Source organism: Tissierella sp. (assembly GCF_052089545.1).
In the GTDB taxonomy this organism is placed as follows: domain Bacteria; phylum Bacillota; class Clostridia; order Tissierellales; family Tissierellaceae; genus Tissierella_A.
Window position 1 is genome coordinate 1 of sequence record NZ_JBQDAA010000007.1, and the last position, 12,619, is coordinate 12,619.

13 protein-coding genes are annotated in these 12,619 nt (G+C 30.2%); 3 read left to right on the forward strand and 10 right to left on the reverse strand.

Annotated features, from left to right (window positions below; genetic code table 11):
- Positions 1-294: 294 nt before the first annotated feature.
- The 3 genes from ACTHW2_RS01320 to ACTHW2_RS01330 form a co-directional block, all read right to left on the reverse strand.
- Entirely contained in the window at positions 295-576 is a 282-nt protein-coding gene (locus ACTHW2_RS01320) for a DUF503 domain-containing protein (protein ID WP_442261913.1), read from the reverse strand.
- Between the two features lie 147 nt (positions 577-723).
- The gene (gene queG / locus ACTHW2_RS01325; protein WP_442261914.1) at positions 724-1,752 is read right to left on the reverse strand and encodes a tRNA epoxyqueuosine(34) reductase QueG; all 1,029 of its coding nucleotides are present in this window, start codon (positions 1,750-1,752) and stop codon (positions 724-726) included.
- Positions 1,752-2,582: a deoxyribonuclease IV gene (locus tag ACTHW2_RS01330; RefSeq protein WP_442261915.1), complete on the reverse strand. Its 831-nt coding sequence runs from the start codon at positions 2,580-2,582 to the stop codon at positions 1,752-1,754. Before ACTHW2_RS01330 ends, queG begins: the two co-directional genes overlap by 1 nt.
- A 112-nt stretch (positions 2,583-2,694) precedes the next feature.
- On the opposite strand from ACTHW2_RS01330, the gene rodA reads away from it, so the two are divergent.
- Entirely contained in the window at positions 2,695-3,801 is a 1,107-nt protein-coding gene (gene rodA / locus ACTHW2_RS01335; RefSeq protein WP_442261916.1) for a rod shape-determining protein RodA, read from the forward strand.
- 53 nt (positions 3,802-3,854) lie between these two features.
- Here rodA and ACTHW2_RS01340 read toward each other — a convergent pair whose 3' ends face one another.
- The gene (locus ACTHW2_RS01340) at positions 3,855-4,469 is read right to left on the reverse strand and encodes a thymidine kinase (RefSeq protein ID WP_442261917.1); all 615 of its coding nucleotides are present in this window, start codon (positions 4,467-4,469) and stop codon (positions 3,855-3,857) included.
- 149 nt (positions 4,470-4,618) lie between these two features.
- On the opposite strand from ACTHW2_RS01340, the gene ACTHW2_RS01345 reads away from it, so the two are divergent.
- Both ACTHW2_RS01345 and ACTHW2_RS01350 read left to right on the forward strand, forming a co-directional pair.
- A complete protein-coding gene (locus ACTHW2_RS01345; RefSeq protein WP_442261918.1) occupies positions 4,619-5,395 on the forward strand; it encodes an ABC transporter ATP-binding protein in 777 nt (258 codons plus the stop codon).
- Complete coding sequence (locus ACTHW2_RS01350; RefSeq protein WP_442261919.1) at positions 5,388-6,194, forward strand: ABC transporter permease; 807 nt, start codon at positions 5,388-5,390, stop codon at positions 6,192-6,194. Before ACTHW2_RS01345 ends, ACTHW2_RS01350 begins: the two co-directional genes overlap by 8 nt.
- Before the next feature lie 29 nt (positions 6,195-6,223).
- On the opposite strand, the gene ACTHW2_RS01355 is transcribed toward ACTHW2_RS01350, so the two are convergent.
- The 6 genes from ACTHW2_RS01355 to trhA form a co-directional block, all read right to left on the reverse strand.
- Positions 6,224-6,829, reverse strand: a complete 606-nt coding sequence (locus ACTHW2_RS01355; RefSeq protein WP_442261920.1) for a peptidylprolyl isomerase — start codon at positions 6,827-6,829, stop codon at positions 6,224-6,226.
- A gap of 39 nt (positions 6,830-6,868) precedes the next feature.
- Positions 6,869-7,546, reverse strand: coding sequence for an MgtC/SapB family protein (locus tag ACTHW2_RS01360; protein WP_442261921.1), 678 nt, complete (start codon positions 7,544-7,546; stop codon positions 6,869-6,871).
- Between the two features lie 54 nt (positions 7,547-7,600).
- A complete protein-coding gene (locus tag ACTHW2_RS01365) occupies positions 7,601-8,962 on the reverse strand; it encodes an MATE family efflux transporter (protein WP_442261922.1) in 1,362 nt (453 codons plus the stop codon).
- A 148-nt stretch (positions 8,963-9,110) separates the two neighbouring features.
- Entirely contained in the window at positions 9,111-10,223 is a 1,113-nt protein-coding gene (locus ACTHW2_RS01370) for a M20/M25/M40 family metallo-hydrolase (RefSeq protein ID WP_442261923.1), read from the reverse strand.
- 59 nt (positions 10,224-10,282) lie between these two features.
- On the reverse strand, positions 10,283-11,839 hold the full coding sequence (locus ACTHW2_RS01375) for an AbgT family transporter (protein WP_442261924.1): 1,557 nt from the start codon (positions 11,837-11,839) through the stop codon (positions 10,283-10,285).
- 136 nt (positions 11,840-11,975) lie between these two features.
- Positions 11,976-12,617 (reverse strand): PAQR family membrane homeostasis protein TrhA, encoded by a 642-nt coding sequence (gene trhA, locus ACTHW2_RS01380; protein WP_442261925.1) that lies wholly within the window; start codon positions 12,615-12,617, stop codon positions 11,976-11,978.
- Between the last annotated feature and the right edge of the window lie 2 nt (positions 12,618-12,619).

Consider the following 12,619-nt stretch of genomic DNA (forward strand, 5'->3'; position numbering starts at 1 on the left):
TTCTTGTGGATAACACAGATATTTTTAAAAATCACATTCTGCAACTATCTATTATAATAATTACAATATTTTTTTACATCTTATTTTCATATAAATCTTTTTTTAGACTTCTAACTTCTTATTTCATGATATATAATTCTATGATGTATACCGGTTCATTTAGACCTCATAATATTTTTCATTATATCTTTTCTTTATGCACGTCCTATTTTGTATCTTCAATAAATTGGTATCACAATGATAGCTAGAACTCTAAAATAATTACTTCCAACTACATTTTCTCCTTTTTACCATCTATAAAAGTTCAATGTTTTGTTCAATTATTTCAACCCTACTATCACCATCTATAAAGTTAATCACTTTAGATATAACTTCTCTTGCATGGTTGGAGTCATTTGTTACTAGACTAAGTCCAATTTCAGCAATTTGCCAACTATCATTTAATCCAACTTCTGCTATAGATATATTAAATCTAGACTTAAGTCTTCCTGTTAAGCTTTTTATAACTTGTCTTTTTTCTTTCAACGAATTAGATGCAAATATTCTAATTTTAATAATACATATTCCAGTTATCATATTTTTCACCTCTGATTTAATAATTATAACATAATAATAACATACTTTTACTTTTTTAATATAAATAAAGGATATTTTACTAAATTTAGTAAAATATCCTTTATTTATATTACTTTTAATTTAACATATTGATATTTGAAAAGTTACTTATTCTTTATTATCTTTTCTACTTAAAATGTTTTCAATTGCTAAATCTATATACCCTTGTAAAGTACTATTTGAGTTTTTCCTCACTTCTTCTAATAATGGGATATTTGTTTTATCTCCTATATTTCCAATAGCTATAATAGCGTTTCGTTTTAATATATTTTTACCTCTCCAGCTACCAGCCATATGACCGAACTCTCTTTTAAACTCTCTATTTGACATAAAAAGTAATCCTTCCAAATCTATTGTTCCACCCGTGATAGATGGAATAAACTCTTTGTGTGAGGAATGCTTTATATTTTTATTTTTAGGACATACCTTCTGACAAATATCGCATCCATATATACTTTTACCCATCTTTTTTCTAAGTTCTCTAGGTATTTCTTCCTTAGTTTGAGTTAAATAAGAAATACATTTTTTAGCATTTATATTGTATGCACTTTCTAAAGCTCCAGTTGGGCATGCTTTTAAACATAGTTCACATTCTCCACAATCTTCATTTAGTGGACTATCCGATTTTAAATCTATATTTGTTAATATATATCCTAAAAATATAAAAGATCCATATTCTTTATTTATTATAGAACAGTTTTTACCAAAAAATCCAATTCCTGCTCGTCTTGCAAGTTCTCTATCTACAAGAGGCCCTGTATCTGCAAAAGCCTTATATTCAAAATCTATTTCTTTTTTTATTTCTAAAATTAAATTTTCCATTTTCACCTTTAAAACCTTATGATAGTCTGTTCCCCATGAGGACATGGAAATATCACCACTTAGACCATAAGTCTTTTTTTGTTTAAAAGCTGAATTATAAGAAACCCCTATTACTATTATAGACTGGACACTGTCCATTGTAAATTTGGGATTTATTCTTTTTTCTATGTCTTTTTCTTCAAATTCAGTAGATTTACCAGCCTCTTTTTTGCTTAAAATAAAGGATTTTATATCTAGGATACTACTATCTGTAAATCCTATTATATCTATACCTACTCTTTTAGATGCATCCACAATATATTTTTCTTTATCCATTATTTATACACACTTCTTAAAAATTCAATTTCTTTTTTATGACCTTTTACATCATTGGGGGTCTCTAAGTTAAATGGTAAGTCTCTTAGTAGCGGATGATTAATTACTTTACTTATACTATCTTTTCCTATAGTCCCATCACCTATTAGTTCATGCCTATCTTTGTTCGATGCAAAGTCTACTTTACTATCGTTTAAATGAACTGCTTTAAGTCTTTCTAAACCTACACGATCGTCAATTTCCTTTAAAACACCATCTAAATCGTTTACAATGTCATATCCACTCGAATATAAATGGCAAGTGTCTATGCATATTCCTAAGTTTTTATTGTGCTTAACACCATCTATTATAGCCTTTAACTCTTCCATATTTCTACCTATCTCTGTTCCTTTTCCAGACATACCTTCTAACAATATATTTATATTATTATCTTTAGTTATTATTTCATTTAAGGCATCTACTATAAATTCTATGCCTTTTTCAACTCCTTGCCCAACATGGGATCCTGGGTGAAATATATAATAAGAATTTGTTATTTTCTCTAATCTATCTAAATCATCTTTTAATATCTCTTTAGCAAAATTTCTTACTCGTTCTTTATCAGAAGCAAGATTCATAGTGTAAGCTCCATGAACAAATAGCGGTGCAAAGTTGTGATCTTTCATAAGTTCTTGAAGTTTTTCTATATCTTCTAAATCTAAATCTTTAGCTTTACCCCCTCTAGGATTTCTAGGGAAAAACTGGAAAGTATTTGCCCCTATTGAAATAGCTTCTAGGGCTGTTTTATAATATCCTTTAGAAATAGATAGATGACAACCTATTTTCAACAATTTATCACACTCCTTCTATATAATCATACCATATTTAATGAAATTATAACTACAAGAGTTATGTAAATATGATATAATATTTATAGTTTATTCAATTGAAAGGAAGAATAAAATGTTTAGTTTTAATAAAAAAAGTTTAAAAAAATTTGATTTTTTACTACTTATATCAGTAATACTATTGAGTTTACTTGGACTACTTCTTATAAGATCTGCAACTATAAATACAGGTTCTAGCAGCCTTGTAAAATCTCAGACTATAGCAATGGTTTTAGGATTTATTTCCATTTTAGCTTTAAGTTTTATGGATTATCATTTTCTTGGAAAACTTTATATTCCAATTTATATAGTATCTAATATAATTTTAGTAATAGTTGCTATTTTTGGCTTTGGAGAAAATGTTTGGGGAGCTAGATCTTGGCTTGAAATAGGCGGTGTTGTATTTCAACCTTCAGAGTTTGTAAAGGTAGGTCTTATTATTTCCCTGGCAAAGTTTATAGATAATCATAAGGAAACTATAAATGATCCTTTAACTATACTAAAAGTACTTTTATTTGTAAGCCCACCAGTAATTCTAATATTAAGACAACCTGATGCAGGAACTGCTATAGTAATAGTATTTTTTGTAGCACTTATGATGTTTACTGCTGGGCTTAAATTTCGATATATAGGTTATGCTATAGTTTGTGGATTAGCCGCTTTACCAGTCTTATGGTTTAAACTTGGAGACTATCAAAAAGATAGGGTCTTTGATTTTTTAGAACCTGAAAGAAATATGTCTGGTTCTGGATATCAAGTAGTTCAAAGTAAGATTGCAATAGGTTCAGGAAAAATATATGGAAGAGGACTTTTTCAAGGTGTTCAAACACAACTTAACTTCATACCTGAAAAGCAAACTGATTTTATCTTTCCAGTTCTAGTAGAAGAATTTGGATTTTTAGGAGGTATGGGACTTTTATCACTATATCTAGTATTTTTACATAGGCTAATAAAAATAGCGAAAAATACAGAAGATGTATTTGGTTCTACTATGACAGTAGGTATAACTGGAATGTTTTTATTTCACATATGGGAAAACATAGCAATGACTATGGGAATGATGCCAGTAACGGGTATACCACTTCCCTTTTTAAGTCACGGTGGTACTTTCCTTCTAATAAATATGATTTGCATTGGTATTGTTTTAAGTGTAGGTATGCATAGAGAAGGACTTAATTTTTAAAAATAAACAAAATGAATCCAGTAAAAATACTGGATTCATTTTGTTTTTAAATTTTATTTTATATCAAACACAACCTGGTTTTTATTTACTATATCTTCTTCTATTTCTTTTTCCTCTAAAAAACAACTTCTACAAAGCGGTTCATATTCTCTTGTAGCTCCTATTACTACTCTTTCTTTAGCTCTAATTTTTCTATGACTTACCCAAGCATCAGTGCCACATGATACACAAACTGCATGATGTTTATAAAGATAATCTGAAACTGGCATAAGTTCTTTTAGTATCTCAAAAGGTTGACCTTCAAAATCCAGATCCAGACCTGCCAATATTACCGTTATATGATCTTTTAAGAAATCTTGAACAGCTTTTAATATATCACTTACCTTACCACCTAAGAATTGTACTTCATCTATCCCTATTACAGCTGGCTTTTCTTCTTCTACATATTTTACTATATCATCTATTGTATCTACAAGAATAGCTTGCAAAACTGTATCATCATGAGTCTTTATTTCACTACTATCATATCTAGTATCTACTGTTGGCTTAAATGCCAAAGTACTGTACCCCGCTATCACAAATCTTTTCATATCTTTTTCTAAACTAGAAGTCTTACCTGAAAACATTGAACCAGTATGTATTATTAATTTTCCTTTATATTGATGCATCAAATTTCCTCCTCAATAATTATTGCTTATAATAGTATACCATTTATTTTATTAATTTTAAATTTTTATCGATAAATTTTTAATTTCACATTTATTTTTTTAAGGAATATTATATGGTATATTGAGACTTTTATGTGAGGAGGTATATAATGGAACAGGAAAAAATTGGCGAAATAAGAGATTTAAGTATAAATTATCATAGTATAGAAGGAGAAACTGCCGCTCTAAAAAATATTAATTTTGATATCTATGAGGATGAAATAATAGGTATAGTAGGGCCAAGTGGATGTGGTAAATCTACACTTCTTTCACTTATATCTGGCCTTATATTACCAACTACAGGCCATGTATTGATAAATAATCGTTTAGTAGATAAGCCTTTAAAAAATATAGGATACATGTTTCAAAAAGACCATCTTTTCCAATGGAGAAATATTTTAAGAAATGTTACTATTGGCCTTGAAATACAGGGTAAGTTAAATGAAAAAACTGAATTGCAAGCTATAGAAATGTTGAAATCTTATGGCCTTGGAGATTTTCTACATTCTTCTCCATCTCAACTTTCTGGTGGAATGAGACAAAGAGTAGCTCTTATTAGGACTCTTATATTGGATCCTGATTTACTACTTTTAGATGAACCATTTTCAGCACTTGATTATCAAACACGTCTTACTATAGCAGATGAAATAGGTATTATATTAAAAAAAGAACAAAAGACTGCAATAATGGTAACCCACGATATTGCAGAAGCAATAAGTATGTGCGATAGAGTAATAATATTAACTAATAGGCCTGGAACTGTTAAGGAAATTGTAAATATCGACTTAAAATGCGAAGGTGAAAAAACTCCTCTAAAAACTAGAGAAGCAAAAGAGTTTAGACATTACTTTAATAAGATATGGAAGGAGCTCGATGTACATGTCTAAAAAAACCATCTCTAAAGAACAAGAACAATTTTTATTAAATGTTAAAAAGGAAAAAAGAAATATTTTATTAACGCAAATAAGTGTATTTTTATTAGGCATTTTGATCTGGGAAGTATCTGCAAGATTAAAACTTATAGATACCTTTTTAACTAGTAGCCCATCGGCTATATTAAATTTAATAGTTGAATATACATTAAGAGGAAGACTTTTTCACCATATAACTGTATCAGTTTTAGAAACAATCTCTGGATTTACTATAGGTACAATCCTTGGTGTATTAATAGCTATAGGACTTTGGTGGTCAGATTTTTGGTCCAAAGTTATTGATCCCTATTTAGTTGTATTAAATAGCCTACCCAAAACTGCACTTGCTCCAATAATAATTATATGGGTTGGAGCAGGCTACTCAGGTATTATAGTAACCGCAATATCTATTTCCATAGTCGTTACTATAATGAATATGCATTCTAGTTTTAGATCTGTAGATGAAGACAAGGTGAAGTTATTGGATACATTTGGGGCTTCAAAACTTCAAATATTAAATAAGCTTATATTGCCTTTTTCTATACCTGACCTTATAAGTACCTTTAAAATAAATATAGGTCTTTCATGGGTAGGGGTTATAGTTGGAGAATTTCTAGTTTCAAAAGCTGGTATTGGCTATCTAATAGTATATGGTAGTCAAGTATTTAGACTTGATATAGTCATGATGGGTGTTGTTATATTAGCTATAATATCAGCACTTATGTATAAAGTAATATCACTAGCTGAAATAAAATTTAATAAATGGATAAAATAATAAGAAGCTCATATGAGCTTCTTATTATTTTATTTATATTCTATTACTTCTACTTTTTCCATAACTACATCTTCTTTAGGTTTATCTCCCATTCCAGTTTTTACATTTGCAATCTTATCTACTACATCCATACCTTCAAAAACTTGACCAAATACTGTATGCTTAAAGTCAAGCCAAGGAGTTCCTCCTAAATTTTCATAAGCTTTTACAACATCTTCTGAAAATCCACCTTCTAATCCTGCTTTTTTCATCTCCGCTATAAAGCCTTTATCTACATCGCCTTTTTGTACTATAAAAAACTGACTTCCATTTGTATTAGGACCTGCATTGGCCATTGAAAGTGAACCTCTTAAATTGTGATATTCAGGATCAAATTCATCTTCAAAAGAACTCCCCCATACGCTTTGCCCACCTCTACCACTTCCATCAGGATCTCCACCTTGAACCATAAAGTCTTTCATGACCCTATGGAAGGTAACGCCATCATAATATCCATTTTTGGCATGTGTTTTAAAGTTTTCTACTGCTTTTGGAGCCGCTTTAGGAAATAATCTCACCTTTATATCTCCATGATTAGTTTTAATTATAACTATTTCTTCTCCAACTTCTGGTTTTTTAATCTGATCTAAATTCATATTTATTCCTCCAATAGTTTTTATTTTATTTATATATACCTATTCTTCATCATTTTCCATTTTTTCATCATTTAATAACACTTCTCTTATACCATCAATTTTATACAAACTATTTAATGTATATTCTATATCTGTTTTTTGAGGAATTTTTAAAGTAAATAGCAGTTCCTCATCTATATCATCTTCAATATTTATAGCCTCTATAGATATATTTTTAATAATTATATTTTGTTTTCCAAATACTATACCAATTTCCCCTATAAATCCTGGTCTAGTTTCACCTCTAATTCTTATAGTTTTATAACTTTTTCTATTTATAACTTTTTCAAAAGCTGCAGCTCTTTCTAAGAAAAAAAGAACTACAAATGTCGAAATAATACCTCCTAAATAATAACCATTTCCTATAGAAAGTCCTATAGCAGAACATACCCAAAGACTTGCCGCTGTAGTTAGTCCTTCTATATTATTTCCAGTTCTAAGTATAGTTCCAGCGCCTAAAAAACCAATTCCACTAACTACTTGGGCTGCTATTCTAGAAGGATCAGCATTAGGACCTACATTCAAAGATACAAGCATTAAAAGACTTGCACCTACAGTAACTAATATATGGGTTCTAAAACCTGCCGGTCTATTATGGGATTCTCTCTCAAAACCAATAGCTCCACCAAGTACTGCGGATAAAAACAACCTTATTATTATGGTAAAAGTTTCATTCATAGTATCACCTACTATTCTTTTTTAAATTAATTTTAGATTAAAAATTTAACTTTCTTAAACCAAGTCATCATTAAATAAATCATCTTTCAGTAATTTTATGAAAATGGATGGTAGTATAATTCCCTTTAAAACACCTGTAATAGTCATAGTCCACCACACACCAGATAAACCCAGTGCACTGCTAGATAGAAAAATAGCCATAGGTATCCTAAGAACGTTAAATACTATACCATTTATAGATGCTGGTATAGTTTTTCCAAGTCCAGCAAATGCTCCACCTGTTCCTATTTCAACACTCATAAAAAATTGTGATAAGGCAAGTATTTTAAGATATGTTATTCCTTCTTTTAAGGTTAAAGGGTCATCTGGCACAAATAGACTAAATAAGAAGTTTGGGAAAAATATAAATAGTATAGTTGTAAATATACCTATACTTCCGACTATCTGCATACCTTTTTTATATCCCTTTTTTATCCTATTATATTTCCCTGCACCATAGTTTTGTCCTACAAAAGCACTCATGGCTGCAGCAAATCCTTCAGATGTCATCCATGTTAATGATTCTATTTGAGATCCTATAGACTGTACAGCTATTCCAGCTGATCCAAATCCTGCAACTATTCTAGTTAAAACCATGCCAATTCCAGAATGTGCAGAAGTTTGAAGGAAGGCAGGTAAGCCTAGTTTTACAATCTTTTTAATATATAGTAAATCTGGTTTTTTAAATAGTTTTATATGGGAATAAAGACTATTTGTTTTCTTACCCATTATTATGAATATTATGCTTACTATCATCTGAGATGATATGGTAGCTATTGCCGCACCTTTAATACCAAAACCTTTTATAGGTCCTAGACCAAAAATTAAAAGTGGGTCTAATATTATATTAATAATAAGGCCCATTGTATTTACTCTAAATGGAGCAACACTATTTCCTGTACTATTTAATATAACAGAAAATATAGGATTTAAAAAGTGAAATATAATACCCACTGATATTATCTTTATGTAGTCTATAGCCATGGTATGAACCTTTATACTTTTTATATTAAAGAAAGATATAAGTTCTTCTCTAAATATAAATAACAAAATAGCGTAAACAATACCAATAAAAAAATCTAACTGAAATCCATTAGATATATATTTTCTTGCTTCTGTAATCTTTTCTCTTCCATAAGACTGAGCCACTGTAGTACCTATACCAATTTGGGAAATTAATACAAGTCCTGCTCCAAACCATAAGAAAAATCCTGCTGTTCCAGCGGCTGCTACAGCATCAGTACTTAGTCTCCCAAGCCACATTATATCTATTAAGGTATATGCCATTTGTATAAATGATGTTCCCATTATAGGGAGAGCTAGCTTTATAATAGCTTTACTTATATTCCCTTGGGTTAATTTTAAGTTTCCTTTCATATTCATTCCTCTAATCTTTCTTTTATTATTTTATCATCTAGACAATTTTATACTATTTATCTTTTAAATTCAATGCATAAAAAATGTACCTTTTAAATCTTTATTTAAATTAGATTCTAAAGGTACATTTTATTTTTTTATTTAGTTTTTAAGCATATACTTTTACTATTTCTAATACAAGTCTGCACGCATTCTCTAAGTCTTTTATAGCTATATGTTCTTCTAAGGTATGGGGCTCTTTTTCTCCAATTCCTAAATTTACTGCTTTAATACCCTTACTATTCAAAATGTTTGTATCACTTCCTCCACCTGAAGATGCAGTAAATGCTTCTAAACCTAAATTTTCACAGGATTGTTTTACTTTTTCAACTATTTTTTCATCTTCATCTACTTTAAAAGCACCATATACAGTATCTATATCTATTTCTACTTTGCCAGCAAATTTTTTAGCTGCATCTTCCATAGCTTTAACCATATTATCAGTTTGAGTTTTTAGTTTCTCATCTTTAAGACTTCTTGCCTCTGCATTTATAATTACTTCTTTAGTAACTATATTTGTAGGGCCGCCTCCTTCAATTAAACCAATATTAGCAGTTGTTTCATCATCTATTCTAAGCAGCTTCATATTTGATATTGCTTCTGCTGCTATTTGTATAGCACTTACTCCATTTTCAGGTGCAACTCCTGCATGTGCTTCTTTTCCTATAAATTTAGCATCTATTTTGTTTTGAGCAGGTCCTTGAACTATTATTTCTCCAGGCGTTCCACCACTATCTAATACGAACCCAAGTTTAGAATGAATCTTATCATACTCTAAATTTTTAACTCCATATAGGCCGCCCTCTTCAAATATAGAAAAAACTACTTCTATATCTCCATGGGGAATATCATTTTCTATTATAGTTTCAATAGCTTCCATAATAGATGCTACACCTGCTTTGTCATCTCCTCCAAGAATTGTTGTGCCATCGCTGTATATTACACCATCTTTTATTTGAGGTTTTATACCTATACTAGGAGAAACTGTATCCATATGTGAACTAAAAAGTATACTTTCTCCCTTAGTGTTACCTTTTAATTTACAAATAAGGTTTCCTGAATCACTCCCGACCTTTTCCCCTGCATTGTCCATATAAACCTCTAGTCCCATCTTTTCCATTTCTGATTTCAAGTGATTTGCGAACTTTCTTTCATGTTTTGTAGGACTATCTATTTGTACATATTGTAAAAATCTTTCTACTAATCTTTTTTCATTTATCATATATATTCCTCCCTAACATTTATTTAAAAAAAGATATGGAAAGTCCATATCTTTTTATTCTATACCATAAATATACTTTGTATTGTTGCTACATGCCCTAATGGTATCTCCAAGAAGAAGAATATTGCCATTAATACTACCCAAAATGCTAAAAATGCTATAGAATATGGAACCATAGTTGATATAAGGGTACCTATACCACTTTCTTTATCATATCTTTTAGCAAATACTACTATCATTGCAAAATAACTCATAAGCGGAGTTATAATATTTGTTGTTGAATCTCCTATTCTATAAGCAGCTTGAGTAAGTTCTGGATGGAGTCCCATTTCAAACATCATAGGAACAAATATAGGTGCCATAATAGCCCATTTTGCAGAAGCTGAACCCATAAACAAATTTAAAAACGCTGAAATAATTATAAAAGCTATAAGAAGAGGAAAGCCTTTAAAGCCTATTGCTTCTAAAAAACCTGCTCCCTTTACAGAAAGTATAGTCCCTAGATTTGTATAGCTAAAGTAGCTGACAAATTGTGCAGCAAAGAAGGACAATACTAAGTATCCACCCATGCTTTTCATAGCTTCTGTCATAGATTCCACCAAGTCATTACTTGTCTTTATCTTTCCTACTGTTTTACCATATACAAGTCCTGGTACTAAAAATGCCAGTAATATTAAAAGCATAAGACCATTACCCATAAATTCATTTAAGTTTAAGTCTCCATCTGCATCTACAGTTTTAAAGGCTGCATTTGGTGTAAACATTAAAAAGCCCATTATAAGAGCAAATACAAGTAAAGCTATACCTGCATTTCTAAGGCCTTTATTTTCAACTTCACTTACAGGATCTTGAGTTGGTACATAATCCCCCGTATATCTTCCTAGGTTTTTCTCCACTACTTTTTCAGTTACAATTGTTCCAACTAAAACTAGTATAAATGTAGAAACTATCATAAAATATAAGTTTGAAGTTGCTAAAACTTCATAGCCAATACCTGCACTCCTAAGAGCTTCATTTGTTAGATTACTTAAAAGTGGATCTATAGTTCCTATTATAAGGTTTGCTGAAAAACCTCCAGATACCCCAGCAAAAGCTGCTGCAAGACCTGCTATAGGATGTCTCCCTGCACCGGCAAATATAATAGCACCAAGTGGTATAACTACTACATATCCTGCATCAGATGCAACATTTGATAAGACACCTGCAAATACTACCATAGCAGTTAAAAATCTAGGATTAACACCTGCTAACATCTTTTTTAAGGATGTATTTATAAGTCCTGACCATTCTGCAACTCCTACCCCTAACATAGCTACCAGCACTGTACCAAGTGGAGCAAATCCTGTAAAGTTAGTTGTTGCACTGTTAAATATATATCTAAGTCCTTCCACATTTAAAAGTGATACTGCTTTTTTTGTAACTTCCTCTCCTGCTTTAGCATCATAATAAGTAACAGGTGCGCCAAATTTAGCTACAAGTGCTGATATTACAATAACAAGTGCACTTAATATTACAAATATCATAGCTGGATGTGGAAGCGCATTTCCTATATTTTCTATGCCTTTAAGAAATCCATTCATTTCCTTTGTTTCTTTTGTATTTCCCTTTTGTGACATTTAAATATCACCCTCCTTCATTTTTTTATAACAATACATCAATTATATCTTAGATAAATAAGTCTTGTCAACGCAATAAAGTTTTTACATATTGATAAGCCTTATTTATTTAATATATATTTAAAACAACTTATATTTATGCTAAATATAAAAATATCCCTATAAAATGAGTTACACTTGCTGCAAGTACAAAAAGATGCCATATAGCATGATTATAGGGTATTTTTTTAATACTATAAAATATAGTTCCTATCGTATAGATAAGACCTCCTAGAAGTATCCAATAAAAAAAGTTTATAGATGTAGCTTCTATTATCTTTTTAATTGGGAGTATAGCAAACCAACCCATACCTATATAAAATACTAAGGATAAAAGTTTATATTTATCAAACTTACCATATGTTAGTATTTTAAAAACTACACCGGAAATTGCCATAGCCCAAATACCTGTAAGTATAACAATTCTTAAAGAACCATTTAAGGTAAGTATAACTATAGGAGTATAAGTTCCTGCTATAAATAAAAATATAGACGAGTGATCGAATACTCTAAGAATACCTTTCACCTTTTTTATTGTAAAGCTATGATATAGTGTAGAAGCTAAAAACATTAAGATTATACACGCTCCATAAATACTGAAGGATACAATTGAAGAGACATCTCCCTTCCTAATAGATAGGATTAGAAGCATAGTAAGTGCTACTATTCCAAATACAATTCCAATGCCATGGGTTACTCCATTTATAATCTCTTCTACCTTTGTATATTTTTTAGGCATAT